25 protein-coding genes and 1 riboswitch are annotated in these 26,246 nt (G+C 72.5%); of the genes, 18 read left to right on the top strand and 7 right to left on the bottom strand.

The annotated features are described in order from the left end of the window. Positions 1–125: 125 nt before the first annotated feature. From KSNIM_RS14235 to KSNIM_RS14225, 3 genes are all read left to right on the top strand, one after another. The gene (locus KSNIM_RS14235; protein ID WP_263103588.1) at positions 126–1,415 is read left to right on the top strand and encodes an Ig-like domain-containing protein; all 1,290 of its coding nucleotides are present in this window, start codon (positions 126–128) and stop codon (positions 1,413–1,415) included. A 189-nt stretch (positions 1,416–1,604) separates the two neighbouring features. After that, the gene (locus tag KSNIM_RS14230; protein ID WP_263103587.1) at positions 1,605–2,807 is read left to right on the top strand and encodes an Ig-like domain-containing protein; all 1,203 of its coding nucleotides are present in this window, start codon (positions 1,605–1,607) and stop codon (positions 2,805–2,807) included. Positions 2,808–2,887: 80 nt separating this feature from the next. Continuing rightward, entirely contained in the window at positions 2,888–3,448 is a 561-nt protein-coding gene (locus tag KSNIM_RS14225; RefSeq protein WP_411543865.1) for an ATP-binding protein, read from the top strand. Between the two features lie 329 nt (positions 3,449–3,777). Here KSNIM_RS14225 and KSNIM_RS14220 read toward each other — a convergent pair whose 3' ends face one another. The 4 genes from KSNIM_RS14220 to gcvT all read right to left on the bottom strand — a co-directional run bounded on the left by KSNIM_RS14220 (position 3,778) and on the right by gcvT (position 8,272). Next, positions 3,778–5,160, bottom strand: coding sequence for an L-serine ammonia-lyase (locus KSNIM_RS14220; protein ID WP_263103585.1), 1,383 nt, complete (start codon positions 5,158–5,160; stop codon positions 3,778–3,780). 179 nt (positions 5,161–5,339) lie between these two features. Next, on the bottom strand, positions 5,340–6,608 hold the full coding sequence (gene glyA / locus KSNIM_RS14215; protein ID WP_263103584.1) for a serine hydroxymethyltransferase: 1,269 nt from the start codon (positions 6,606–6,608) through the stop codon (positions 5,340–5,342). Between the two features lie 77 nt (positions 6,609–6,685). Next, entirely contained in the window at positions 6,686–7,060 is a 375-nt protein-coding gene (gene gcvH / locus KSNIM_RS14210) for a glycine cleavage system protein GcvH (protein WP_263103583.1), read from the bottom strand. 93 nt (positions 7,061–7,153) lie between these two features. Beyond that, positions 7,154–8,272 carry a glycine cleavage system aminomethyltransferase GcvT gene (gcvT, locus tag KSNIM_RS14205; RefSeq protein ID WP_263103582.1) on the bottom strand — a complete coding sequence of 373 codons (1,119 nt, stop codon included), beginning with the start codon at positions 8,270–8,272 and terminating at the stop codon, positions 7,154–7,156. A 186-nt stretch (positions 8,273–8,458) separates the two neighbouring features. Continuing rightward, positions 8,459–8,561, bottom strand: a riboswitch (glycine riboswitch). Positions 8,562–8,677: 116 nt separating this feature from the next. Here gcvT and KSNIM_RS14200 point away from each other — a divergent pair. The 7 genes from KSNIM_RS14200 to KSNIM_RS14170 all read left to right on the top strand — a co-directional run bounded on the left by KSNIM_RS14200 (position 8,678) and on the right by KSNIM_RS14170 (position 17,277). After that, positions 8,678–9,472 carry an enhanced serine sensitivity protein SseB gene (locus KSNIM_RS14200; protein WP_263103581.1) on the top strand — a complete coding sequence of 265 codons (795 nt, stop codon included), beginning with the start codon at positions 8,678–8,680 and terminating at the stop codon, positions 9,470–9,472. A 177-nt stretch (positions 9,473–9,649) separates the two neighbouring features. Continuing rightward, positions 9,650–10,537, top strand: a complete 888-nt coding sequence (locus KSNIM_RS14195) for an enhanced serine sensitivity protein SseB C-terminal domain-containing protein (protein WP_263103580.1) — start codon at positions 9,650–9,652, stop codon at positions 10,535–10,537. Between the two features lie 585 nt (positions 10,538–11,122). Further along, positions 11,123–12,109 carry an ABC transporter permease gene (locus KSNIM_RS14190; protein ID WP_263103579.1) on the top strand — a complete coding sequence of 329 codons (987 nt, stop codon included), beginning with the start codon at positions 11,123–11,125 and terminating at the stop codon, positions 12,107–12,109. A gap of 98 nt (positions 12,110–12,207) precedes the next feature. Continuing rightward, positions 12,208–13,977, top strand: coding sequence for an ABC transporter substrate-binding protein (locus tag KSNIM_RS14185; protein WP_263103578.1), 1,770 nt, complete (start codon positions 12,208–12,210; stop codon positions 13,975–13,977). Between the two features lie 117 nt (positions 13,978–14,094). Further along, on the top strand, positions 14,095–15,093 hold the full coding sequence (locus tag KSNIM_RS14180) for an ABC transporter permease (protein WP_263103577.1): 999 nt from the start codon (positions 14,095–14,097) through the stop codon (positions 15,091–15,093). Further along, complete coding sequence (locus KSNIM_RS14175; protein WP_263103576.1) at positions 15,090–16,151, top strand: ABC transporter ATP-binding protein; 1,062 nt, start codon at positions 15,090–15,092, stop codon at positions 16,149–16,151. Before KSNIM_RS14180 ends, KSNIM_RS14175 begins: the two co-directional genes overlap by 4 nt. A 34-nt stretch (positions 16,152–16,185) precedes the next feature. Next, on the top strand, positions 16,186–17,277 hold the full coding sequence (locus tag KSNIM_RS14170) for an ABC transporter ATP-binding protein (RefSeq protein WP_263103575.1): 1,092 nt from the start codon (positions 16,186–16,188) through the stop codon (positions 17,275–17,277). Positions 17,278–17,322: 45 nt separating this feature from the next. Here the strand turns inward: KSNIM_RS14170 and KSNIM_RS14165 are convergent, their stop codons facing one another. Continuing rightward, positions 17,323–17,730, bottom strand: a complete 408-nt coding sequence (locus KSNIM_RS14165) for an SRPBCC family protein (RefSeq protein ID WP_263103574.1) — start codon at positions 17,728–17,730, stop codon at positions 17,323–17,325. Beyond that, positions 17,730–18,332, bottom strand: coding sequence for a CGNR zinc finger domain-containing protein (locus tag KSNIM_RS14160; protein WP_263103573.1), 603 nt, complete (start codon positions 18,330–18,332; stop codon positions 17,730–17,732). The genes KSNIM_RS14165 and KSNIM_RS14160 overlap by 1 nt, the downstream gene beginning before the upstream one ends. Before the next feature lie 21 nt (positions 18,333–18,353). Here KSNIM_RS14160 and KSNIM_RS14155 point away from each other — a divergent pair, with 21 nt between their 5' ends. The 4 genes from KSNIM_RS14155 to KSNIM_RS14140 all read left to right on the top strand — a co-directional run bounded on the left by KSNIM_RS14155 (position 18,354) and on the right by KSNIM_RS14140 (position 21,468). After that, positions 18,354–18,803, top strand: coding sequence for a VOC family protein (locus tag KSNIM_RS14155; RefSeq protein WP_263103572.1), 450 nt, complete (start codon positions 18,354–18,356; stop codon positions 18,801–18,803). After that, the gene (locus KSNIM_RS14150) at positions 18,800–19,612 is read left to right on the top strand and encodes a class I SAM-dependent methyltransferase (RefSeq protein WP_263103571.1); all 813 of its coding nucleotides are present in this window, start codon (positions 18,800–18,802) and stop codon (positions 19,610–19,612) included. Before KSNIM_RS14155 ends, KSNIM_RS14150 begins: the two co-directional genes overlap by 4 nt. A gap of 140 nt (positions 19,613–19,752) precedes the next feature. Then, the gene (locus tag KSNIM_RS14145; RefSeq protein ID WP_263103570.1) at positions 19,753–20,532 is read left to right on the top strand and encodes a ferritin-like domain-containing protein; all 780 of its coding nucleotides are present in this window, start codon (positions 19,753–19,755) and stop codon (positions 20,530–20,532) included. Positions 20,533–20,808: 276 nt separating this feature from the next. After that, positions 20,809–21,468 (top strand): trimeric intracellular cation channel family protein, encoded by a 660-nt coding sequence (locus KSNIM_RS14140; protein ID WP_263103569.1) that lies wholly within the window; start codon positions 20,809–20,811, stop codon positions 21,466–21,468. Here the strand turns inward: KSNIM_RS14140 and KSNIM_RS14135 are convergent. Beyond that, positions 21,404–22,219 carry an IclR family transcriptional regulator gene (locus KSNIM_RS14135; RefSeq protein ID WP_263103568.1) on the bottom strand — a complete coding sequence of 272 codons (816 nt, stop codon included), beginning with the start codon at positions 22,217–22,219 and terminating at the stop codon, positions 21,404–21,406. The two genes, KSNIM_RS14140 and KSNIM_RS14135, sit on opposite strands and share 65 nt — an antisense overlap. A gap of 134 nt (positions 22,220–22,353) precedes the next feature. Between KSNIM_RS14135 and KSNIM_RS14130 the strand changes: the two genes are divergently transcribed. The 4 genes from KSNIM_RS14130 (at position 22,354) to KSNIM_RS14115 (ending at position 26,214) form a co-directional block, all read left to right on the top strand. After that, positions 22,354–23,535, top strand: a complete 1,182-nt coding sequence (locus KSNIM_RS14130) for a cysteine desulfurase family protein (protein ID WP_263103567.1) — start codon at positions 22,354–22,356, stop codon at positions 23,533–23,535. Positions 23,536–23,747: 212 nt separating this feature from the next. After that, positions 23,748–24,875, top strand: coding sequence for a tRNA 2-thiouridine(34) synthase MnmA (mnmA, locus tag KSNIM_RS14125; RefSeq protein ID WP_263103566.1), 1,128 nt, complete (start codon positions 23,748–23,750; stop codon positions 24,873–24,875). A gap of 106 nt (positions 24,876–24,981) precedes the next feature. Continuing rightward, a complete protein-coding gene (locus KSNIM_RS14120) occupies positions 24,982–25,509 on the top strand; it encodes a TIGR00730 family Rossman fold protein (RefSeq protein WP_263103565.1) in 528 nt (175 codons plus the stop codon). A gap of 15 nt (positions 25,510–25,524) precedes the next feature. Then, positions 25,525–26,214 carry an SDR family oxidoreductase gene (locus KSNIM_RS14115; protein WP_263103564.1) on the top strand — a complete coding sequence of 230 codons (690 nt, stop codon included), beginning with the start codon at positions 25,525–25,527 and terminating at the stop codon, positions 26,212–26,214. Positions 26,215–26,246: the final 32 nt, after the last annotated feature.

Below are 26,246 nucleotides of genomic sequence, written 5' to 3'. Positions count from 1 at the left end.
GGCGTGCCGCGCGGACCGGGGACCGTTCCGCGCCGACGGCGTGCGGAAGACGTCCGGCTCCCGGTGAAACCGACCCGGGCGTGGATGCGTGTATCCAGCGTGGATACCGGGAGGGGAGCAACCGAGTGAAGCCGGTTCAGGCGGCCGAGGCCGCGATAGTCAGAGGTGCGGCCGGCGCCGGCCGCACCGGTCGTACCGCCCGCACCGCGGCCGTCGCGCTGGCCATGGGCGGCGTGCTGCTGTTCACCGCCGCCTGCAACGACGGCGGCTCGGGCGGCTCCGGGGGTTCGGGCGGGGCGAGCGCGAACGCGGCCGGCACGGGCGGCGGAGGTGGCGGCTCCACCACGCAGGCCGCCCCCAAGGCGTCCGCCGCGGTGCTCACCGTCAGCGCCAAGGACGGCGCCACCGACGTCCAGCCGAACGGCCTGACCGTGACGGTGGCGAGCGGCAAGCTCACCTCCGTCGAGGTGAAGGACAAGAACGACAAGGCGGTCGCCGGCACCATCGCCACCGACGGCCTCAGCTGGAAGCCGAGCGCGCCGCTCGCGGTCGGCATGGCCTACACCGTCAACGCGCAGGCCAAGGACGACGCCGGCCTGCCCGCCGCGATCTCCTCCGGCTTCACCACGCTGACCCCGGCGAAGAAGGTCGCGACCAACGACAACATCGCCGACAACGGCACCTACGGCGTCGGCATGATCGTCTCGGTGGCGTTCAGCAAGCCGGTCAAGAACAAGGACGCCGTCGTCAACGGCATCACCGTCGAGGCCAGCGACGGCACCACCGTGAAGGGCCACTGGTTCGGCGCGCAGCGACTGGACTTCCGCCCGGCGGAGTACTGGAAGCCCGGCACCAAGGTGACCGTCAAGTACCGGCTGAAGAGCGTCGAGGTCTCCCCGGGCGTCTACGGCGACGTGGACCGCGACGAGCCGTTCACCATCGGCCGCTACCAGGTCAGCACCGTCGACGCGGCCAAGCACATGATGACGGTGGCGAACGGCGGCGGCGCCACCAAGAGCATCCCGATCACCGCGGGCAACGACCAGAACCCGTCCTGGAACGGCACCATGGTCATCTCCAGCAAGGAGAAGGTGACCCGGATGAACTCGGCCACCGTGGCCAACGTCAAGGGCGACGAGTACGACGTCCCGGACGTGCCGCACGCGATGCGCCTCACCACCACGGGCACCTACGTGCACGGCAACTACTGGGGCAACGCCTTCGGCAAGTCGAACGCCAGCCACGGCTGCATCGGCCTGAAGGACGTCAGGGGCGGCAGCGAGTCCTCCTCGGCCGGCACCTTCTTCAACAGCTCGCTGGTCGGCGACGTGGTGAAGATCGTCAACGCCAAGGGCCGCACGGTCTCCCCGGACAACGGCCTCAGCGGCTGGACGCTCCCCTGGAGCAACTGGTAGGCCGCACCCCACTGCCCGGCGCCCGGCGGTTCCCGCGACGGCCCGGCCGCTCCCCGTGAGCGGCCGGGCCGTTGCAGGTTCGTGACCGGATCGTCGCGCTGCGGGCCGCAACCCCGGCCCCGCTCGGAGCGTGTATTCGGTGGGTACCGCGCCGGGGAGCGCGCGGCAGGTTCGGAGGGGGGGCCGGCAATGGGGTCGGTGCGCAGAGGTCTGACGGCGGGGCTGCTCGGGGGAGCACTGGTACTGACGGCCGCGGCCTGCGGTCCGTCCGGGTCGCCGGGAGGTGCGGCGTCCGCCGCGGGGACGACGGCCGCCCGGCCGCGGCCCACCGTCCCGGCCGCGGTCGTGGCCATCGAGCCGAAGAGCGGCGCCACCGACGTCAAGCCGTCCGGGGCGCTCAAGGTCACCGCGACCGGAGGGAAGCTGACCGCCGTCAAGGTCACCGGCAAGGACGGCCGGGAGGTGACCGGTGCGCTCGCCGCCGACGGCCTCAGCTGGACGCCCGCCGCCGCGCTCGCCGTCTCCGAGCAGTACACGGTGACGGCACGGGCCACCGATCCGAACGGCCTCGTGACGACCGCGGAGAGCGGCTTCACCACGCTCACCCCGGCCAAGAAGAACGGCTCCTACGTCAACGTCGACGACGGGCAGACCTACGGCGTCGGCATGATCGTGTCGCTGCGCTTCCGCAAGGCGGTGCAGAACCGCGCCGAGGCGGAGCGGGCGGTGGTCTTCGAGACCTCCGACGGCACCGCGGTGAAGCCGCACTGGTTCGGCGACGACCGGGTCGACTTCCGCCCGGCGGAGTACTGGAAGCCGGGCACCAAGGTGACGGTGAGGTACCGGTTGAAGAGCGCCGAGCTGGCCCCCGGCGTGTACGGCGACACCGACGGCGAGGACCACGTCACCATCGGCCGCTCCCGGGTGAGCACGGCGGACGTCGCCACCCACCGGATGACCGTGGTGGAGAACGGGCAGACCGTGGACACCGTGAAGTTCACCGCCGGCAAGGCCGGTTTCGACAGCTTCAACGGCGCGATGGTCATCGAGGAGATGGCCCGCAAGACGCGGATGTCCTCCAACGGCGTCAGCGGCATCCGGGCCGGCGACGAGTACGACCTGGACGACGTGCCGCACGCCATGCGGCTGACCGACACCGGCACCTACGTGCACGGCAACTCCTGGGCGATCGGCTCGATGGGCCGGGCCAACGCCAGCCACGGCTGCATCGGCATCGCCGACACCCGCTACGGCAGCGACGGCACCGACGCCGGCCGCTTCTACAACGCGTCAATGATCGGCGACGTCGTCACCGTGGTGAATTCCAAGGGCCCGCAGGTCTCCGGCGAGAACGGCCTGAGCGGGTGGAACGTGCCCTGGACTGCCTGGTAGGCCGTCAGGCGTGCCGCTGTCATATGTCCCCCGCCGTGATCGTTTGCTCATTGTCCGTACGCACCCGCATGCGTTCCGCAATGATGGGCGCCATGGCGGGATGGCGTGAGGCGGACCAGGCGTCGAATCGGGTGCTCGGCACGGCCGGTGACGATGCGTCGGCCAGCCGCGGCCTCGCGCTGGCGGCCCTGGAGCGGCTGACCGCGGACGAGCTGGAGCAGGCCGCCTTCGAGCGGCTGCGCGACCCGGCGGCCGAGGAGGAGGTGCGGCTGCCCTCCCGGCCCGAGTCGGCGGGGATCGCCCGCCGGCTGGTCGTCGCCGTGCTCCGCGCCTGGGAGCTGGTGCACCAGCGGGACGCCGGCGAGCTGCTGGCCGGCGAGCTGGTCGCCAACGCCGTCCGGCACGCCGGGGGGCGCACCGTCGGCCTGAAGATGGCCCGCCGCCCGGGCTGGGTGCGGATCGAGGTCCGGGACTCCTCGCGGGCGCTGCCCTGCATGATCGTGGCGGCCGAGCGCGGCGGAGCGGAGAACGGCCACGGGCTGGTGCTGGTCGACGCGGTGTCGGACCGCTGGGGCGCGGACCTGCTGCCGCGCGGCAAGTCCGTCTGGTGCGAGCTGCGGGTGCGCGAGCGCGCCGCCTGACGCGGTGGGCGCGGCCCCGGACACCGGCGGGGCCCCGACATGAGCAGGGCCCCCGTGCCGCTCGGTGTGCGGCGTCGGGGGCCCGTGCGCGTCACCACGCGGCCAAGGGGGTGCGCGCCTCGCGGTGGAAACGGCCGAACCGGGTCGGTGGAGGCCGTGGAATGCCTCTACTGTCGCATGCCGGGACCGGTCTGGACAAATCGATCCAAAGGTGCAGACCCTCTGTAACCTTCGAAGACGTACCAAACCCGGATGAACGGCCTATGAATGCTTGCCGTCCGGCGCTGTGGCCCGAAGTGGCCTCACGGTCGGGGCGGCGCCCGGCCCGGTCAGCACTCGATGACGTTCACGGCGAGGCCGCCGCGCGAGGTCTCCTTGTACTTGATCTTCATGTCGGCGCCGGTCTCCTTCATGGTCTTGATCGCCTTGTCGAGGGAGACGTGGTGCCGGCCGTCGCCGCGCAGCGCCATCCGCGCCGCGGTGACGGCCTTCACCGAGGCCATGCCGTTCCGCTCGATGCAGGGGATCTGCACCAGGCCGCCGACCGGGTCGCAGGTCAGGCCGAGGTTGTGCTCGATGCCGATCTCCGCGGCGTTCTCGACCTGCTCGGGGGTGCCGCCGAGCACCTCGGCGAGGCCGCCCGCCGCCATCGAGCAGGCCGAGCCGACCTCGCCCTGGCAGCCGACCTCGGCGCCGGAGATCGAGGCGTTCTCCTTGAAGAGCATGCCGATCGCGCCGGCCGCCAGCAGGAAGCGCACGATGCCGTCGTCGTCGGCGCCGGGCACGAAGTTCAGGTAGTAGTGCAGCACGGCCGGGACGATGCCCGCGGCTCCGTTGGTCGGTGCGGTGACCACCCGGCGGCCGGAGGCGTTCTCCTCGTTCACCGCCATCGCGTAGAGGGTCACCCACTCCATCGCGTTGGCCGGGCCGATGCCCTCGGCGCGCAGCGCCCGGGCGCCCGAGGCGGCCCGGCGGCGGACCTTGAGCCCGCCCGGCAGGATGCCCTCGCGGCCGAGGCCGGCCGCGACGCACTCCTGCATGACGTGCCAGATCTCCAGGAGCCCGGCCCGGATCTCGGCCTCGCTGCGCCAGGCCTTCTCGTTCTCCAGCATCAGGCCGGAGATGGACAGGCCGGTCTCGCGGGTGAGCCGCAGCAGCTCCTCGCCGGTGCGGAAGGGGTAGCGCAGCGCGGTGTCGTCCGGCTTGACCCGGTCGGCGCCTATCGCGTCCTCGTCGACGACGAAGCCGCCGCCGACCGAGTAGTAGGTCTTCTCCAGGACGGGCGCGCCGGCCTCGTCGTACGCGGCCAGGGTCATGCCGTTGGCGTGGTACGGCAGCGAGCGGCGGCGGTGTAGCACCAGCTGGGTCGCCGGGTCGAAGGCGATCTCGTGCTGGACGTCCTTGTCCTGGGCGAGCAGCCGCAGCCGCTTGTCGCGCTCGATGCGCTCGACGTCCAGGTCGGCCTGGTCGACGTCGACCGTGCGCGGGGAGTTGCCCTCCAGGCCCAGCAGGACGGCCTTGGGGGTGCCGTGGCCGTGGCCGGTGGCGCCGAGCGAGCCGAAGAGCTCGGCCCGGACGGAGGCGGTGCTCTCGAGCAGCCCCTCCGAGTGCAGGCGGCGGGCGAACATCCGGGCCGCGCGCATCGGGCCCACGGTGTGCGAGCTGGACGGCCCGATGCCGACGGAGAAGAGGTCGAAGACGCTGATGGCCACGGGGGGACGTCCTTGTCTGGTCTCGTGGAAGGACTTGCGGGTGGTACGGAACGGGGCACCGCGCGCACTGTCCAGTGTGCGCGGTGCCCCGGAATTCCTGGCGTCCGGCCGGGGTGAGGCCGGTCACCGGGGGACGAACTGCTGGGACCGACCCGGTCGGTCCTACCGCGGGGTGCGGGTCACAGCTCGGGGTAGAGCGGGTACTTCGCGGCGAGCGCGGTCACCCGGGCCTTGAGGGCGGCCGCCTTGGCCTCGTCGAAGCCGGGCAGCAGGGTCTCGGCGATGACGTCGGCGACCTCGCGGAAGTCCTCCGCCTGGAAGCCGCGGGTGGCCAGCGCCGGGGTGCCGACGCGCAGGCCCGAAGTGATCATGGGCGGGCGCGGGTCGTTCGGCACGGCGTTGCGGTTGACCGTGATGCCGACCTCGTGCAGGCGGTCCTCGGCGTCCTGGCCGTTGAGCTCGCTGTTGCGCAGGTCGACCAGGACGAGGTGCACGTCGGTGCCGCCGGAGAGCACCGAGACGCCGGCGTCCACGGTGTCCTGGCGCAGCAGGCGCTCGGCCAGGATCTTCGCGCCCTCCAGGGTGCGGCGCTGGCGGTCCTTGAACTCCTCCGAGGCGGCGACCTTGAAGGCCACGGCCTTGGCGGCGATCACGTGCTCCAGCGGGCCGCCCTGCTGGCCGGGGAAGACCGCGGAGTTGATCTTCTTGGCCCACTGCTCCTTGCAGAGGATGACGCCGCCGCGCGGGCCGCCCAGGGTCTTGTGGGTGGTGGTGGTGACCACGTCCGCGTACGGCACCGGCGAGGGGTGCAGGCCCGCGGCGACCAGGCCGGCGAAGTGCGCCATGTCGACCATGAGCAGCGCGCCGACCTCGTCCGCGATGCGGCGGAACTCGGCGAAGTCGAGCTGGCGCGGGTAGGCGGACCAGCCGGCGATGATCAGCTTCGGCTGGTGCTCCTTGGCGAGGCGCTCGACCTCGGCCATGTCGACCTGGCCGGTCTTCTCGTCGACGTGGTACGCGGCCACGTTGTAGAGCTTGCCGGAGAAGTTGATCTTCATGCCGTGGGTGAGGTGGCCGCCGTGCGCCAGGCTCAGGCCCAGGATGGTGTCGCCCGGCTGGATCAGCGCGAACATCGCCGCGGCGTTCGCCTGCGCACCGGAGTGCGGCTGGACGTTCGCGTGCTCGGCGCCGAACAGCGCCTTCACCCGGTCGATGGCGATCTGCTCGGCGACGTCGACGTGCTCGCAGCCGCCGTAGTAGCGCTTGCCGGGGTAGCCCTCGGCGTACTTGTTGGTCAGGACCGAACCCTGGGCCTCCATGACCGCCACCGGGGCGAAGTTCTCGGAGGCGATCATTTCGAGGGTGGTCTGCTGGCGGTGCAGCTCGGCGTCGACCGCAGCCGCGATCTCCGGGTCGAGCGCGTGCAGGGACTGGTTCAGAACCGTCATGAGGTGGGGTCTCCCCGTGGAGCGAAGGGCTGTGGCGGGGCGGCCGCCGCACTGCGACCGCCCCGGTGGCAGGGCGGTCAGCCGCCGATGAACGCGGTGTACGCCTCGGCGTCGAGCAGCTCGTCGGTCGCCTCGACGCGGACCTTGAACAGCCAGCCATCCTCGAACGGGGAGCTGTTCACCAGGGCGTTGTCGTCGAGGACGGCCTGGTTGACCTCCACGACCTCGCCGGTGACGGGCGAGAACAGGTCGCTGACCGACTTGGTGGACTCGAGCTCGCCACAGGTCTCACCGGCGGTGACGGCGTCACCGACCTCCGGGAGCTGGACGTAGACGATGTCGCCGAGGGCGTCGGCCGCGTGCGCGGTGATGCCGATCGTCGACACCCCGTCCACGGCGGCGGTCAGCCACTCGTGCTCCTTGGTGTACTGCAGGTGCGTGGGGTTGCTCATGGCGTCATTCTCCAGGATCGCAAGGGGGAGGGGCGTGGCCGTCCGCTGGACGGACCGCCACGGGGACGGCGGTGAAGCGGGGTGCGGAGGTGCTCAGCGGGCGCGCTTGTAGAACGGCAGCGCCACGACCTGGACCGGCTCGGCCTTGCCGCGCACGTCGACCGCGACGGCGGTGCCGGGCTCGGCGTGCACCGCGTCCACGTAGGCGATGGCGATCGGCTTGCCGAGCGTGGGGGAGGGGGCGCCCGAGGTGATCCGGCCGATCGGGTTACCGTCGGCGTCGACCACCGCGTACTCGGCGCGCGGCACCCGCTTGCCCTCGGAGACCAGGCCGACCAGCTTGCGCGGCGGCGCGGACTCGGCCTCGGCGGCCGCCTGCTCCAGGGCCTTGCGGCCGACGAAGGCGCCCTCGTTGGTCGTCTTGTCGAAGCGCACCACGCGGCCGAGACCGGCGTCGAACGGGGTCAGGTCGGTGGACAGCTCGTGGCCGTACAGCGGCATGCCGGCCTCCAGGCGCAGCGTGTCGCGGCAGGACAGACCGCACGGGACCAGGCCCCTGTCGGCGCCGGCCGCGGTCAGCGCCTGCCACAGGTGCTCGGCGTCGGCCGGGGCGCAGAAGACCTCGAAGCCGTCCTCGCCGGTGTAGCCCGTACGGGCGAGCCAGACCTGCTTGTCGGCGACGGTCGCGGGCAGCAGCGCGTAGTACTTCAGGCCGGGCAGGTCGGCGTCGGTCAGCGAGGCGAGGATGCCGTTCGCCTCCGGGCCCTGGACGGCGATCAGCGCGTAGGCGTCGCGGTCGTCGCGGACGACCGCGTCGAAGCCCTCGGCGCGCTCGGTCAGCGCGTCCAGCACCACCTGGGCGTTGGAGGCGTTCGCGACCACCATGTACTCGTCCTCCGCGGTGCGGTAGACGATCAGGTCGTCGAGGATGCCGCCGTCCTCGCGGCAGATCATGGTGTAGCGGGCGCGCAGCACGCCCAGCGCCGAGATGAAGCCGACCAGCGCGTGGTCCAGCATCTCGCCGGCCTGCGGGCCGGAGACGGTGATCTCGCCCATGTGCGAGAGGTCGAACAGACCGGCCTTCGTGCGGACGGCGAGGTGCTCCTCGCGCTCGCTGCCGTAGCGCAGCGGCATGTCCCAGCCGGCGAAGTCGGTCATGGTGGCACCGAGCGAGCGGTGCAGCGCGTCGAGCGCGGTGAGGCGGAGGGACATGACGGCAGGACTCCTTGGCTGCTCTGCGGGCACACGGGCGACCCTCCTGTCCGGAAACGGGCAGGACGGCGGGTGGAGTCTCCCCGTCTGTCGTCAACAACCTGAGAGCTTCACCGCCACCTCAAGGATGGCGGCTTGCACCGTGGGTGGGCGCACGGCGCGGCCGTGTCCACTTTCCAGATGTGCCTCGCCCGTGCGGTATGGGTGCCTGAGAGATTCCGGGGAGGACTTGCTCCTTCGGCGCCGGCCTCGCCCCAGGGGGCGTTCCGGACTCTCCCGCGCGGGTTCGAGCGGCCAGTATGAACTTGGAGGGTCGAGCGCGCTCATCATGGCATGCCGCCGGGCCTGATGGGAGAGGGGGCGGCCCGCTAGGCTCTGTACAGGGGACGAGCGAAGGGGCCGTACATGGGGTATCCGGCGGGCGAGGCACAGGCGTGGGCCGCACCCGGCACGGCGCCGGAGGGCGGCGGATGGCCGTCCAACGAACTGGAGCAGGTGCTCACCGCCGCGCTCGGCGACCCCGGCGCCACGCCGCGGGTGATCGAGGTGCTCGCCCGCAGCCAGGTGTGGATCCCGCTGCCGGCCGGCGCCGACCCACAGGGCACCTCGCTGGACCTGCCGACCATCGAACTCGCCGGCACGCCCTACGTTCCGGTGTTCTCCTCGCAGGAGCAGTTCCTGCAGCACGCCCCCGGCATGCCGTTCGCGATCGCACCGGTGTGGGAGTTCGCCCGCGGGCTGCCGCTCGGCATCGGCATCGCCGTCAACCCGGAGGCGCCGGTGGGCATCCCGGTGCCGCCGGAGGGCGTCGGCGAGCTGCGCCGCGGTCCGCAGGGCGACCGGATGCCGGGCGAACCGGCCTCCGAGGGCGCCGCGGTGGCGCTGCGCGAGCCCGAGCCGCACCAGGAGCCGTACGCCTTCCTCGCCGCGGCCACCGCAGAACTCTCCCGCCTGCCGGGCGTCCTGACGGCCCGTCGGGCGCTCGCCCGGGTGGAGGCCGACGCCCCGCAGCTGTACGTCGGCGTGCAGCTGGACCCGGCCTGGCCGGCCGAACCGGTGCAGGTCAACGAGGCGCTCGGCCGGGCGCTCGGAACCGCCCCGCCGCCGTGGGGCGTCCACCTGGTGCTGCTGGACCTGGCCGACGACCCCGTCGTCGAGTGGCTGGTGACCCGCGTCGCACCGTTCTACGTCCGGGCGTGACCGCCGGCCCGGCCGGCAGCGGCGGACGGCGGCAGCGCCCGGGGCGCCACGACGGGGTATGCGGCATGACGTCTGTCGGCCGCGCGCAATAGGGTGCTGCCCGGCAGTGGGCACGAGCGGCGGAAGACAGAACAAGACGGGGCACGGCGACGTGAGCGAGCGGAGCGAGGCGGGCGCATGAGCGCGGCAGCGGCAGGCGGCGGGCCGGGCCCGTGGGGCCAGGCACCCGTGGCACGGCCCAGCGGTGACCCGGGCGCCATCGAGCGCGCCCTCGGCGCCGTCGGCCCGGAGCGCTACGACGCGTACGAGAACCTGCTGCGGGCCCTCGCCCAGGGGCAGGTCTGGATGCTGCTCTGGCACGGCACGCCCGGCAGCCCGGACGCCCAGTACGGGAACATGGACATCGGCGGGCACGGCTACGCCCCCGCCGTCACCTCCGCCGAACAGCTCGCCGCGAGCGGCTGGGCCCGCGCGCACGAGGTCGTCTCCGGCCAGGAGATCGCCGCCGCGCTCTTCCGCACCCGCTGGGGCCTGTGGCTGAACCCGCACGCCCCGGGCGGCGGCGTCGGCATCCCGTGGGCCGACCTGAGACGCATCGCGGTCGGCCTGGACCGGCTGCCGGCCGGTCCGCTGCAGATCTCCGAACCGCGGCTGAACGCGCCGCAGTTCTACGGCCTGCTGGAGCAGCAGGCCGCGCAGATCCGCCCGCTGCGCTCGCTGCGCCAGGCGTGGGTGCAGCCCGTGCTGGGCGAGCCGTACCTGGCGGTCGGCCTGGACCTGTACGACAACTCCCCGCCGTCGGTGGAGGCCGCCCGCGCCCTGGTGCAGCGGGCCGCCCAGCTGGCCCCGGAGGGGCTGGCGGTCTCGACGGTCGCGATGGCCGACGAGTTCGACCCGGTGGCGATGTGGATGCGGGCGAACGCCCGCCCGTTCTTCGACCGCGACACCCAGTACGGACGTCCGCAGGGCGCGGCCCCCTACCCGCCCTATGGTTACTCTCCGCAGTCGGCGCCGGCGCCGCAGCCGTGGCCCCAGCAGCCCTGGCCGGGCTACCCCGGCCGCTGATCCTCTCCCTTTCCCTCCCCTTTACCCGTCCTTGTGGCGGTGTTCCGCCAGTGGCGGGTTCTGCCCAGGTGGTGGCGGCTTCCCGCCGTTGGCGGGCTTCCGTCAGTACCCGTCTTGACAGTCTTGTTTCAGCCGTGTGAAGAGGCGTATTCGGGGACGAACGGACCTGCATGCCGGCAGATCACAGTTAGGCATCCTTCGGTTGCCCCCTCTGGCGGAACCCTTCTCCGATGACAGAGAGTGCTGCCCACAGCAGTGCGCGAGCCGATCCCCACAAAGGTGATCGCGCCCTGATGACGCCGAACCGCGCGATGTGCATGCCGCGCACTCCGGCACCACGCAGGACCCGCAGTACCCCCGCAATGCCGTGATCCGCCCTCCGGCCCCGTGCCCGACGGCCGGATCCGGCACCCCGAAAACGAACTCTGCACCGCCGCACCGGCGTACGGAACCACCGCACCGCTCTGCACCGCACCTGTCGCGAACTCCGGACCGCACCGGGGTCCGGGCCCTGATCGGGCCCGGGTCGCCCCGCCGGACCGGGCCGTGGGCCGGCCACCGTCGGCGAGGGGAACGAACTGACTCATGACCACACCCACCGAGACCACCGGCTCTGCCCGGCCCGAGGCCGCCACGGCCGCCCCGGCCAAGCGCATCCAGGGCCGCTCTCCGGGCCGGATCGCCTGGGACCGGCTGAAGCGTGACAAGGTCGCCCTCGCGGGCGGCACCGTGGTGCTCCTGCTGATCCTCGCCGCGATCTTCGCGCCGGTGCTGACGGCGCTGTTCGGCCACCCGGTCGACGAGCCCCACCCGGACCAGATCAACCCGGACCTCGGCCTTCCCAAGGGCGCGTTCGGCGGAATGAGCGGCGACTTCCTGCTCGGCGTCGACCCGACCTTCGGCCGCGACGTCTTCAGCCGGATCCTCTACGGCGCCCAGATCTCGCTCACCGTGGCCTTCCTGGCGGCCGGCGTCTCCGTCCTGATCGGCGTCGTGCTCGGTGCCGCGGCCGGCTACTTCGGCGGCTGGGTCGACGCGGCGATCAGCCGGGTGATGGACGTGCTGCTGGCCTTCCCGCAGCTGCTCTTCTCCATCGCGCTCGTCTCGGTCATGCCGAACTCGCTGCTCGGCCTCGGCGGCACCGCCCTGCGCATGGGCATCCTGGTGCTGGTCATCGGCTTCTTCGGCTGGCCGTACATCGGCCGCATCGTCCGCGGCCAGGCACTGTCGCTGCGCGAGCGGGAGTTCGTGGACGCCGCCCGCAGCCTCGGCGCCGGCAGCATCCACATCCTCTTCCGCGAGCTGCTGCCGAACCTGGTCGCCCCGATCCTCGTCTACACGACGCTGATCATCCCCACCAACATCCTCAGCGAGGCGGCGCTCAGCTTCCTGGGCGCCGGTGTGAAGCCGCCGACGCCGTCCTGGGGACAGATGCTCTCCGAGGCGACCCGGATCTACCAGGCCGACCCGACCTACATGGTCGTCCCCGGTCTCGCGATCTTCGTCACGGTGCTCGCGTTCAACCTCTTCGGCGACGGCCTCCGGGACGCGCTCGACCCCAAGGGCAACTAGCCCTTCCTCTCCCCCCACATACCAGGCAGGTCCCTCTCAGCCTGCCCACCCCCGGCGGACCGTTCGTGCCCGCACATCACCAGGAGGACTCCGTACCCATGAAGCGCAACAGGACACTTGCCGCAGCCTCCCTCGTGGCTGCGCTCGCCCTGACCACCGCGGCCTGCGGCGGCACCAAGGGCGGTGGCACGAGCGACAGCGCGGGCAAGGGCTCGGCCAGTGGCTTCAACGCCGCGGTGGACAAGGTGCTGAACCCCTCCGACAAGAAGGGCGGCACGCTCAACCTCTGGACGAGCACCGACGTCGACTCGCTCGACCCGGGCCGCGCCTACTACGCCTCGGTGTGGAACTTCGAGCGCTACTACGCCCGCACCCTCCTGGCCTTCGACGCGAAGCCGGGCAAGGACGGCCTCAAGCTCGTCCCGGACCTGGCGGCGAACCAGCCGGCCGTGTCCTCCGACGGCAAGACCTACACCTTCCACCTGAAGCAGGGTCTGAAGTTCGAGGACGGCTCGCCGATCACCTCGAAGGACATCAAGTACGGCATCGAGCGCATCTTCGCGCAGGACGTCGTCTCCGGCGGCCCGACCTACCTGATCCAGTCCCTGGACCAGGGCCAGAACTACCCCGGCCCGTACAAGGACACCGACCCCAACAAGCTGGGTCTGAAGTCGGTCGAGACCCCCACCGACACCACCATCGTCTTCAAGCTGGCGAAGGCCGACTCGTCCTTCCCGTTCCTGCTCGCGATGGGCTCCGCCTCGCCCGTCCCGCAGAAGCTGGACACCGGCGCGAAGTACGGTGACAAGCCGGTCTCCTCCGGCCCCTACAAGTTCGCCAAGGTCGAGCCGGGCAAGGGCTACGAGCTCGTCCGCAACGAGAACTGGGACCCGGCCACCGACCCGTTCCGCAAGGCGCTGCCGGACACCGTCAAGCTGACCGTCACCTCGAACGCCGACGACATGGACGCCCGCCTGCTGGCCGGCTCCGTCGACATCGACTTCGGCCAGACCGGCCTCTCCCAGGCCGCCCAGGTCAAGGTCCTGCAGGACGAGAAGCTCAAGGCCAACACGGACGACCCGTACAACGGCTTCATCCGCTTCATCGCGCTGAACCAGAAGGTCGCCCCCTTCGACAACATCCACTGCCGCAAGGCCGTGCTGTACGCGGCCGACACCACCGCGCTGCAGACCGCCCGCGGCGGTTCGGTCGCCGGCTCCACCTACGGCAACATGCTGCCCCCGAACATCCTCGGCTCGGACGACTACGACCCGTTCGGCCTGACCAAGGGCAAGCCGGACCTGGAGAAGGCCAAGGCCGAGCTCAAGGAGTGCGGCAAGGCCGACGGCTTCACCACCACGATCGCCGTCCGCGGCAACAAGGCCAAGGAGGTCAACTCGGCCGTCGCGCTGCAGACCGCCCTCAAGGCCATCAACGTGACGGTGAACGTCGACCAGTACGACGGCAAGCTGCTCGCCTCCGTCGCCGGTGCGCCGGACGTCGTCCACCAGAAGGGCTACGGCCTGATCGTGGCCGGCTGGGGCGCCGACTACCCGAACGGCGCGGGCTACATGCAGCCCCTGATGGACAGCCGCTTCATCACCAAGAACGGCAACAGCAACTACCCGGAGACCTCGGACCCCGAGGTCGACAAGCTCTTCGACCAGGCCGCCGCCCAGACGGACCCGGCCAAGGCCGCCGAGCTCTACAAGCAGATCAACCACAAGGTCGTCGACACCGCGGTGTGGCTGCCGATCGTCGCCGACAAGGCGCTCAACTACCGCAACCCGCGCCTGACCAACGTCTTCATCAACGACGCGTTCGGTGAGGTCGACTTCCAGGCCCTGGGCGTCTCCGACGGCAAGTGACCTGCCCCGCCCGCACCCGTAGTTCGCACAGCTAGTCCGAAGGGCAGGTGAAGGCTCCGCCCGGGTCGGCCGGCGTCCCCACAGGGACGCGGCCGGCCCGGGGCGGGGCCGACCGCAGTGCTCGTATATCTCATCCGACGGCTCGTCAATGTCGTCGCCATGCTGCTGGTGGTCTCCGCGGTCACCTTCGGCATCTTCTTCATGGTGCCGAAACTGACCGGGACCGACCCCGCGCTGCTCTACGTCGGCAAGATCGCCGACAAGGTGGCCGTCGAGGGTATCCGACACAAGATGGGCCTCGACAAGTCCATCGTCGAGCAGTACTTCCTGTTCCTGAAGGGCCTGTTCGTCGGGCGCGACTACAGCACGGGCGTGGACATCACCCACTGCTCCGCCCCGTGCTTCGGTTACTCCTTCAAGACCGAGCAGGAGGTGTGGCCCGTCCTGCTGGACCGACTGGGCGTCACCGCCTCGCTCGCCGCCGGCGCGGCCACCCTGTGGCTGGTGTTCGGCACCGCGACCGGCGTCGTGTCCGCACTGCGCCGCCGCACCCTGCTGGACCGCTTCACCATGACGACCGCCCTGGCCGGCGTCTCGCTGCCGATCTACTTCACCGGCATGCTCGCCAGCGCGATCTTCGTGTACCAGCTCGGCTGGTTCCCGCACGACTACGTGAACCTGGGCGACGACCCGGTCGCGTGGTTCCAGAACCTGGTGCTGCCGTGGGTCACCCTGGCGTTCCTCTACGCCGCGACCTACGCCCGCCTCACCCGCGCCACCCTGCTCGAGGTGCTCGGCGAGGACTACATCCGCACCGCCCGGGCCAAGGGCCTCGGCGAGCGGACGGTCATCGGCAAGCACGCCATGCGCTCCACCCTCACCCCGATCCTCACCGTCTTCGGCATGGACCTGGGCGCCCTGATCGGCGGCGCGGTGCTCACCGAGTCGACCTTCAACTTCCGGGGTCTGGGCTACGAGGCGGTCTCCGCGGTCAGCTCCAGCGACCTTCCGGTGATCATGGGTGTCACGCTCTTCGCCGGCTTCTTCATCATCATCGCCAACCTGCTGGTTGACGTGCTGTACGCCGTTGTCGATCCTCGGGTGAGGCTGGCATGAGCAAGACCCTGAACAACACCAAGCCCTCCGCCTTCCTCTCGGTGCGCGACCTGCGGGTGCACTTCCCCACCGAGGACGGACTGGTCAAGTCGGTCGACGGCCTCACCTTCGACCTGGAGAAGGGCAAGACCCTCGGCATCGTCGGCGAGTCCGGCTCCGGGAAGTCCGTCACCTCGCTGTCGATCATGGGCCTGCACCGCACCGGTACCAAGCGCGGCGCCCCGCGGATCACCGGCGAGGTCTGGCTGGACGGCGAGGAGCTCGTCGCCGCCGACCCCGAGCGGGTCCGCAAGCTCCGCGGCCAGAAGATGGCGATGATCTTCCAGGACCCGCTGACCGCGATGCACCCGTACTACACGGTCGGCGCGCAGATCATCGAGGGCTACCGGGCCCACCACCCGGGCGCCAGCAAGAAGCAGGCGCGCACCCGCGCCATCGAGATGCTCGACCGGGTCGGCATCCCGCAGCCGGACAAGCGGGTGGACGCCTACCCGCACGAGTTCTCCGGCGGCATGCGCCAGCGCGCCATGATCGCCATGGCCCTGGTCAACGACCCGTCCCTGCTGATCGCGGACGAGCCCACCACCGCCCTGGACGTCACCGTCCAGGCGCAGATCCTGGACCTCATCCGGGACCTGCAGAAGGAGTTCGGCTCGGCCGTCATCATCATCACGCACGACCTCGGCGTGGTGGCCGAACTCGCCGACGACATCCTGGTGATGTACGGCGGCAAGTCCGTCGAGCGCGGCCCCGCCGCGTCCCTCTTCGAGGCGCCCGAGCACCCCTACACCTGGGGCCTGCTCGGCTCGATGCCCCGGCTCGACCGGGAGCTCCAGGACCGGCTGATCCCGGTCAAGGGCACCCCGCCGAGCCTGATCAACGTGCCGTCCGGCTGCGCCTTCCACCCGCGCTGCCCGTACGCCGAGCTGACCGGCGGGCGATCCACCTCCGAGGTGCCCGTGCTGGCCGAGGCCGCCCCCCGGCACCTCGCGGCCTGCCACCTGCCGATCGCCGAACGGCACCGGATCTTCGCCGAAGAGATCGCGCCCCGGCTGTGACCCGGCCGCCAGCAACACACTCAGGAGACAACCGATGACGGACTCGAAGACGGCGGCGATCCCCGCACCCGCGCCCGCCTCCGACCGTCAGCCCCTGCTCAAGGTGACCGGGCTGACCAAGCACTTCCCGATCACCAAGGGGCTGCTGCGCCGCCAGGCCGGCGCCGTGCGCGCCGTGGACGGCCTCGACTTCGAGGTCAGGGCCGGCGAGACCCTCGGCGTGGTCGGCGAGTCCGGCTGCGGCAAGTCCACCATGGGCCGCCTGGTGACCCGCCTGGACGAGCCGACCGGTGGAAAGATCGAGTTCGAGGGCCACGACATCACGCACCTCGGCGTCTCGGCGATGCGCCCGCTCCGCCGGGACATCCAGATGATCTTCCAGGACCCGTACTCGTCGCTGAACCCGCGGCACACCGTCGGCACCATCGTCGGCGCGCCGTTCCGGCTGCAGAAGGTGGCCACCGAGGGCGGCGTCAAGAAGGCCGTCCAGGAGCTGCTGGAGCTCTGCGGTCTGAGCCCGGAGCACTACAACCGCTACCCGCACGAGTTCTCCGGCGGCCAGCGCCAGCGCATCGGCATCGCCCGCGCGCTGGCCCTCAAGCCGAAGATGATCGTGGCGGACGAGCCGGTCTCCGCGCTCGACGTGTCGATCCAGGCACAGGTGGTCAACCTCCTCGACGACCTGCAGAACGAGCTGGGCCTGACCTACCTGATCATCGCCCACGACCTCTCGGTCGTCCGGCACGTGTCGGACCGGGTCGCGGTGATGTACCTCGGCAAGATCGTCGAGATCGCCGACCGCGACTCGCTGTACGGCTCGCCCATGCACCCGTACACCAACGCGCTGATGTCGGCGGTGCCGACGCCGGACCCGCGCCGCAAGGAGCGCCGCGAGCGCATCCTGCTGACCGGTGACGTCCCGTCGCCGCTCAACCCGCCGAGCGGGTGCCGCTTCCGCACCCGCTGCTGGAAGGCGCAGGACGTCTGCGCCACCCAGGAGCCGCCGCTCGTCGCCGCGCGGCCGGGCCACCAGGTGGCCTGCCACTTCCCGGAGAACGACGGCGACCAGGCGGTCGGCATGCGCAAGCCGGGCATCCACGCCCAGCGCGGCGCGGACCACCGCTGACCCGCAGCACGCCCGGCAGTACCCACCCCGGCCCGGGTGCCTGAATCAGGCACCCGGGCCGAGGCGTTCCAGGGCGTCGATCACCGCGGCCCAGTGCGCCCGCTGCCGCTCCCGCTCCGCCGCGTCGGCCAGCCGTTCCTGGTGGAAGCGGAGCACCGCCCCGTGCGGTGCGGGCGAGACGGTCACCTGCAGCACGGTGTCGCCGGCGCGGCCGGGCGGACGCCGGGTCAGCCGCAGCCGCGAGCCCGGACGGTGGCTGCGCACCTCGCCGGTCGTGCCGTCCGCCGTCCCGTACCGGGTGCCGGGGCCGCCCAGCGGGTGGACGCCCTCGCCCAGCCAGAGCGCGGTGCCCCGGGCCGAGGTGACGAGCCGCCAGAGCTCCTCGGGCGGGTGCGGCAGGGTGCGTGAGACGCCGATCTGCCAGCCGGCGTCCCCGGTGAGTCCGGTGGGCATCAGCCCTCTCCTCCTCCGGCCTGCCGGGCGCGCAGCGCCCGGACCTTGTGGCGGTTGCCGCAGCGCTCCATCGAGCACCAGCGCCGCCGGCCCGGCCGCGAGGTGTCGACGAAATGCAGTTGGCAGTCGTGGCCGCCGCAGACGCGGATCCGGTCCGCGTACGGCCCGGTGAAGAGGTCGACGGCGTCCCGGGCCACCGCGGAGAGCACCGCGCTCGCGGTGGTGGGTCCGGGTGCCGCGCGCCGCCCGTCGGGGCCGATCCGGGGGGCGGGCGGGGGAACGGCGGCGGCCCGGTTGACGGCCGCGTAGTCCTCGGCGGTGCCGGCGAGGCCGGCGGCCCTGGCCTCGGTGAGACGCCAGAGCGCGTCGCGCAGTTCGCGGGCGGCGGCCAGCTCGGAGTCGTCGACGGAGACCTCGCCGGTGTGCAGTCGACAGGCGGCGATCCAGTCGGCGAGGTCGGCGGGCCGGTGCAGCACCTCGTAGCGGGCATAGGCGCCGGGCCCGCCGGTGGGCAGCAGCTCCAGGCAGAGCGCGCCGGGGTCGAAGCGGAAGGCGGCGCCCTCGCGGGGGTGGAGCACGAGTCCGGTTGCCGCGTCGTCCATGTAACCACTATAACCGGTAGCATGACACTCGACTTTAAGATCGTCGTGGACTGCGCGGACCCGCACCGCCAGGCCGTGTTCTGGAGCGAGGCCCTCGGCTACCTCGTCGAGGACAACAGTCCGATCGTGGAGCAGCTGGTCTCCGGCGGCATGCTGCCCGCCGGGGCCTGGACGGTCGTCGACGGCCGCAAGGCCTTCCGCACGATGGCCGCCGTCCGGCACCCCGAGGACCCGTTCGACCCGGCCACCGGCATCGGCCACGGCCGGCGCCTGCTCTTCCAGGCCGTCCCCGAGGCGAAGACCGTCAAGAACCGGCTCCACCTCGACCTGCACGCCGGGCCCGAGCGCCGCGAGGAGGAGGTGGACCGGCTGGTCGGCCTGGGCGCCACCGTGCTCGCCCGGATCGATGAGCCCGGCGGACGGCATGTCACCCTCGCCGATCCCGAGGGCAACGAGTTCTGCGTCCAGTGAACGGCGGGCGGGCGGCGGACTTCGCCGCATTCGAACGGCGCGGCTGGGCCGCGCGCAGCGCCACCTACGGCGAGGGCTTCGGCGCGATGACCGCCGGAGTGCACCCGGCCCTGCTCGACGCCGTCGGCGCGGGCCCCGGCAGCCGACTGCTGGAGGTCGGCTGCGGTACCGGCCGCCTCGCCGCACTCGCCTTGCGGCGCGGCGCCGAGGTGACGGCCACCGACGCCGTCGCCGAGATGGTCGCGGCCGCCGCCGCGGCCCTGCCCGGCGCCCGGGTCGAACAGGCCGCCCTGCCCGGACTCCCTTACCCGGACGGCTGGTTCGACGCGGCGGTCGGCGCCTTCGTGATCAACCACGTGCCCGACCCGCCCGCGGCCGCGGCCGACCTGCACCGGGTGCTCGCCCCCGGCGGCCGGCTGGCCCTCTCCTGCTGGGACACCCTCGCCGCCAACCGGGCGCAGGGCCTGGTCTTCGACGCCGTCCGCGCGGTCGGCGGCCCGCCCCCCGCCGGACTCCCCGGCGCCGCCCCCTTCACCCGGTACGCCTCGGTGGACGGCCTCACCGCCCTGCTGACCGGCGGCGGCTTCACCGACGTGACGGTGACGCCCGTCCGCTGGACGCACCGGGTCGACCCGGCCGACTGGTGGCGGCACGTCCTCGGGGGCACCGTGATCACCGCCGCACTGGTCGAGGGCCGCCCGCCCGCCGAGACCGACGCGATCCGCACCGAGTACCTCCGGCTGGCCGCCCCGTACGCGGACGAGGGCCTGCCCGTGGCCGCCCTGGTCGCCACCGGCACCCGCGGCTGACCGGCCGGCGCCGCGGGTCCTTCGTCCGGCGCAGTGGGCGCGGCCTGCTGTTGCAGGTGCGCGGGAGGCTGCGTTCACTGACGGTGTTCGGAACCGATCGACGACGGCGCCTGCCCGGGCGGCCGGGGGAGGTGGGCCAGATGCTCTCCGCACGCAGCCTGTTCCAGGAGATCCACGACAACGACGACTCGTTCCGGCTCTTCTGCAGCATCGCCGCCAAGGGCGAGGACCAGGGCGGATGGGAGAACGGGCGGATCTCCAAGCTGGTCACCGACCAGATCCTCGCCCCGAAGATCGCCCGCCACGGCGCCGACGAGGACAAGCACGGCCGGATCTTCAACGCGCTGCTGCACAAGCGCGGCCTGGCGCCGGTCGACGTCCCCGACGACACCGACTACACGATGATGCTGGAGCGCCAGGGCATCGGCCTCGCGCACGCCCGGCTCAAGCGCGACGAGCCGCTCACCGAGCAGGACGTCATCACCTACCTCGCGCACAGCCGGGTCACCGAGCAGCGCGCCGCCGAGCAGATGCAGCTGCTGAAGAAGGTCTTCGGCGACCACCCGGTGGTCGGCCGCGCGGTCCGCATGATCTCCAACGACGAGGACAACCATCTCGCCTTCTGCCACGAGGAACTGCTGCGGCTCGCCGCCGAGGGCCACGGCCGGTCGATCCTGACCACCCTGCAGCAGACCGCCCACGCCGAGATCCGCACCTATCGCGACGTCAGCCTCGCCGTCATGGCCCACATGGGTGCGATCCTGCGCTGGCCGCGCGCCAAGTCGGCCGGGCTCGCGGCCGGCATCCACGCCGTCTACCTCTACGAGCGGGCCGTCGGCTGGCGGCGGATGACGACCCTGGCGATGCCCGAGCGGCGCAACGCCCTCGGCGGGCCCGCGCCGCAGGAGTCCTTCGCCTGACGACCTCCCGTGCGGCGGTGCCGACGGGTGGGGATGCACCAGAACAGGGGTGCGTGGGGGGCACCTCCCGGCCGAAGACCGGGGGAGAACTGCGCAATGCCGGTGGGGCCGCTGCCGGAGGCGGGGGCCACCGGAGTCAGGAGACGCCCCGACCACCGGAAGTACCCTCTGCGAACTGCGCAGTTCCCCGCGCCCCTGTTCGGGCCTGGCCGTATCGGACCTGCATGGCTGCAGGGTGGTGCAAGATCGGACAATCCGACCAGGGAGGATGGGGCGGTGAGTTCGCAAATCTTCCCCTCGGGGCTGCAGCAGGCCCTGGACCTGGTCGGCATCTTCGTCTTCGCCCTGTCCGGCGGCCTGCTGGCCGTCCGCAAGAACATGGACATCTTCGGCATCTGCGTCCTCGCCGAGGCGACCGCCCTCGGCGGGGGCATCATGCGCGACCTGGTCATCGGGGCCACACCGGTGGCGGCCTTCAGCAACCTCGGCTACTTCTCCACCCCGCTCGCCGCCGGGCTCGTCGTCTTCTTCCTGCACCCGCAGGTCGAACGGATCAACACCGCCGTGCAGACGCTGGACGCCGCAGGCCTCGGTCTGTTCTGCGTCACGGGCACCATCAAGGCCCACGACTACGGCCTCGGCTTCGTCGCCTCCGTCGCCCTCGGCATGCTCACCGCGGCCGGCGGCGGTGTCGTCCGCGACCTGCTCGCCCTCGAACCGCCCGCCCTGCTGCGCTGGGACCGCGAGATCTACGCCGTGCCCGCCCTGGTCGGCGCCACCGTCGTCGCGGTGCTCGTCGCCGGCAACCGGCTCACCCCGCTCAACGCGACCGCCGCCGCGCTCAGCGCCTTCGCGATCCGGATGCTCGCGCTCAGGTACGGCTGGCGCGCACCACGTGCTTGGCACCGCAACGATTCTCGCACCAGCGAGGAGTAGGCGAACCGCCGTACGCCAGCGAGATCGCCTCCGCCGTGCAGAGCAGCTCCGGCAGCAGCCGGCTCAGCTCGGCCTCCGGCGCGAGGCGGGCCGGCGCGGAGATGGTGCACACCGCGATCGACCGGCCCTCGGAGCCGACGATCGGTGCCGCCAGACAGTCCACGGAGTCCCGGTAGCCGCCCTGGCCCGCCGCCCAGCCCTGCCGGCGCACCGCCGCCAGCTCCGCCCGCAGCCCGTCCGCCGCGCGCGCGGCCGTCGAGGGGCCGCCGTCCAGGCCGTCCAGAAGGGCCGTCAGCTGTTCCTCCGGCAGGTCGGCCAGCAGCACCTTCCCGGCCGCGCTCGCCGCCGCCGGGACGCGGGTGCCGATCCGGCCGGCCGCCTCCGGGGCGCCGCTCGGCGCCGCCGGGTACCGGCCCTCGACCCGGTCCAGGTACAGCACCGAGCCGTCCTCCAGTACCGCCAGCTGCACCGTGTGCCCGTACCGCTCGCACAGCGAGGCCAGGTACGGCGCGGCGACCTGCCGGATGTCGATGCACTCCAGGGCCTGCTGCGCCAGCCCGAACAGCCGCCCGCCCAGCCGGTAGCGGTGGTCCGGCTGCCGGTGCACGAAGCCGTGCTCCTGCAGGGTGCGCAGCAGCCGCAGCGCCGTCGACTTGTGCACGCCGATCCGGGCCGCCGCCTGCTCCAGCGAGGCGGGGCCCTCACCGAGCGAGGCGAGGATCGTCAGGGCCCGGTCCACCGTCTGCGACATCCGTCCACCCCTCAACGCACGGCAGTGAGGCAGGAGGCTAACCGCGCGTTGCACGGGCTGCAATGGCCAAATCGTGACCCCGGCGGACCTCCCGCCCGGCGCACCCGGTGACGGCCCCTACACTGGGAGCCGCCATGCCATACCTCGACCACGCGGCCACCACACCGATGCTGCCCGAGGCGGTCGCCGCCATGACCGCCCACCTCGGCGTCGTCGGCAACGCCTCCTCGCTGCACGCGGCCGGCCGCCGCGCCCGCCGGGTGGTCGAGGAGTCCCGGGAGTCCCTCGCCGAGTCCCTCGGCGCACGCCCCAGCGAGATCGTCCTCACCGCCGGCGGCACCGAGTCGGACAACCTCGCCGTCAAGGGCCTCTACTGGGCCCGCCGCGACGCCGACCCGGCCCGCCGCCGCATCCTGTGCAGCCCCGTCGAGCACCACGCCGTCCTCGACGCCGTCCACTGGCTCTCCGAGCACGAGGGCGCCGAGGTCGACTACCTGCCCGTCGACGCCCACGGGCGGGTCCACGCCGACGCGCTGCGCGAGGCGGTCCTCCGCAACCCGGCCGACGTCGCCCTGATCACCGTCATGTGGGCCAACAACGAGGTCGGCACCCTCCAGCCCGTCCTCGAACTCTCCGCCGTCGCGCGCGAGTTCGACATCCCCATGCACGCGGACGCGGTCCAGGCGCTCGGCCAGGTCCCGGTCTCCTTCGCCGACTCCGGACTCACCGCACTCACCGTCACCGGCCACAAGATCGGCGGCCCGTACGGCATCGGCGCCCTGCTGCTCGCCCGCAACGCCACCCCCGTCCCGCTGCTGCACGGCGGCGGCCAGGAACGCGACGTCCGCTCCGGCACCCTCGACGTGCCCGCCGCCGCCGGCTTCGCGGCCGCGGCCGCGCTCGCCGTCGAACGGCGCACCGACTTCGCCGGCACCGTCGGCGCGCTCCGCGACGGACTCGTCGCCGCCGTCACCGCCGCCGTCCCCGACGCCGTCCTCAACGGCGACCCCGACCCGGGCGGACGGCTCCCCGCCAACGCCCACTTCTCCTTCCCCGGCTGCGAGGGCGACGCCCTGCTCATGCTGCTCGACGCCCGGGGCGTCGAATGCTCGACCGGCTCCGCCTGCTCGGCCGGGGTGCCGCAGCCCAGCCACGTGCTGCTCGCCATGGGGGCGGACCCGCTGCTCGCGCGCGCCAGCCTCCGCTTCTCGCTCGGCCACACCTCCACCCGCGGGGACGTCGACGCCCTCGCCGACGCCATCACCCCGGCCGTCGAACGCGCCCGCAACGCAGGCCTCGCCACCGCCCGCCGCTGACGCGCTCCGCCCGGGCAAGGAGGGGCCAAGCGACATCAGGGGCGCGTGGGGGTGCCTCCCGGCCGGAGGCTGGGGGAGAACTGCGCAATGGGGGACAGGCGCACTGTACGGATTCGGGGTCGGCCCTGATCAGCACGATTCGCCACATCCGGGTTGCGCAGTTCCCCGCGCCCCTGAGTGTGGTCGGGTGGAGCACGTAGGCTTGGGGCATCATGAGTGACTTCGCCGGTGCCCCGACCGCCCCCCGCCTCCGTGTGCTCGCCGCGATGTCCGGCGGTGTGGACTCCGCCGTCGCCGCGGCGCGTGCCGCCGAGGCCGGCCACGACGTGACCGGCGTGCACCTGGCGCTGTCGTCGAACCCGCAGTCGTTCCGGACGGGCGCCCGCGGCTGCTGCACCATCGAGGACTCCCGCGACGCCCGCCGCGCCGCCGACGTGATCGGCATCCCCTTCTACGTCTGGGACCTCGCCGAGCGGTTCCGCGAGGACGTCATCGACGACTTCGTCGCCGAGTACGCGGCGGGCCGCACCCCCAACCCCTGCCTGCGCTGCAACGAGAAGATCAAGTTCGCGGCGCTGCTCGACAAGGCGATCGCCCTCGGCTTCGACGCGGTGTGCACCGGCCACTACGCCCGGATCGTCGACCTCCCCGGCGGCGGCCGCGAGCTGCACCGCGCGGTGGACGGCGCGAAGGACCAGTCGTACGTCCTCGGCGTGCTGGACGCCGCGCAGCTGGCGCACTCGCTGTTCCCGCTCGGCGACACCACCAAGGACGAGATCCGGCTGGAGGCCGAGCGCCGCGGCCTGGCCGTGGCGAAGAAGCCGGACAGCCACGACATCTGCTTCATCGCCGACGGCGACACCCAGGGCTTCCTGGCCAAGCACCTGGGCACCGCCACCGGCGACATCGTGGACGCCGACGGCACCAAGCTGGGCGAGCACGAGGGCGCGTACGGCTTCACCATCGGCCAGCGCAAGGGCCTGCGGATCGGCCGCCCGGCCGCGGACGGCAAGCCCCGCTACGTGCTGGACATCTCGCCGGTGACCAACACCGTCACCGTCGGCCCGGCCGAGGGGCTGGACGTGCTGGCGCTCACCGCGGTCAAGCCGCGCTGGTGCGGCGAGCCCGCCGCGGGGGAGGGCCGGTACACGGCGCAGCTGCGCGCCCACGGCGAGGAGGTGCCCGTCACCGCCGAGCTGGACGGCGAGGTGCTGCGCGTCCGGCTGGACACCCCGGCCCGCGGCATCGCCCCCGGCCAGGCCGTGGTGCTGTACGACGGCACCCGGGTGGTCGGTTCGGCGACGATCGCCACCACCGAGCGCCGCACCGTCGCCGTCTGAGCACCGCACCGCCGCCGTCCTCGCACGGCCGCGGCCGGGCGCTGCGCGGCCGCGCACCGACATTGCCCGCAGGGCGGGATGCCGCCCGTGGTAGATCTGGGGTCCTGTGAACATCACCGTCTTCTGCTCCGCGTACTCGCTCGACGAGCGCTACACCGCACCCGCCGCCGAGTTCGCCCGGCTGCTCGGCGAGCGCGGCCACACCCTGGTCTGGGGCGGTTCGCACGCCGGCCTGATGGGCCTGCTGGCCGACGGTGTGAAGGAGGCCGGCGGCCGGCTCGTCGGCATCTCCGTCGAACTGCTCGCGCACAAGGCCTACGAGGGCGCCGACGAACTGGTCACCTCGCCCGACCTGGCCGCCCGGAAGGCCCAGTTGCTGGAGCGCGCGGACGCCGTGGTCGTCCTGGTCGGCGGACTCGGCACCCTGGACGAGGTCACCGAGGTGCTGGAGCTCAAGAAGCACGCCCTGCACGACAAGCCGGTGGTGCTGCTGGACACCGAGGGCTTCTACGCGGGCCTGCGCACCCAGCTGGAGCGGATGGAGACCGAGGGCTTCCTGCCGCGTCCGCTGGACGAGCTCGTCGTGTTCGCCACCACCCCGGCCGAGGCCTTCGCGGCCCTCGACCGCCTCTGACGACAGGACCACCCCATGGGAACCCACCTGATCACCGGCGCCGGCTCCGGCATCGGCGCGGTCGTCGCCGAGAGACTGCTCGCCCGCGGCGAGGACGTCCTGCTGCTGGCCCGGGACGCCCGGCGCGCCGCCGAGCTGCGCGAGCGCTTCGCCGGCGCCGCCACCCTGGTAGGCGACCTCGGCGACCCGGCGAAGCTGTCCTGGGCGTTCGGCCACCAGAGCCTGCCGGTCGAGCTGGACTCGCTGCTGCACATCGCCGGGGTGGTCGAGCTCGGCCACGTCGGCGACCTCCCGGTCAAGGCCTGGCAGGAGCAGCTGAACGTCAACGCGGTCGCGCCCGCGGAGATCACCCGCCTGCTGCTGCCCTCGCTGCGGCAGGCCCGCGGCCACGTGGTCTTCGTCAACTCCGGTGCCGGGCTGCGCGCGGACGCGAACTGGAGCGCGTACGCGGCCAGCAAGTTCGCCGTCCGGGCGCTCGCCGACGCGCTGCGCGCCGAGGAGCACGGCAACGGCGTCCGCGTCACCACCGTGTACCCCGGCCGCACCGCCACCCCGATGCAGGAGAAGGTCCACCGACAGGAGGGCCGCGCGTACGACCCGGCGCAGTGGATCGCGCCGGAGTCGGTCGCCACCGCGATCCTCACCGCGATCGACCTCCCGCGCGACGCCGAACTCACCGAGATCACCGTCCGCCCGGGCCGGTAGCCCCCGGCGCCGCCCGGGCCGGCGGGCGGGCC

It is taken from the genome of Kitasatospora sp. DSM 101779 (assembly GCF_025655475.1).
GTDB lineage: Bacteria > Actinomycetota > Actinomycetes > Streptomycetales > Streptomycetaceae > Kitasatospora.
This window is presented reverse-complemented; position numbering and strand designations above follow the sequence as displayed.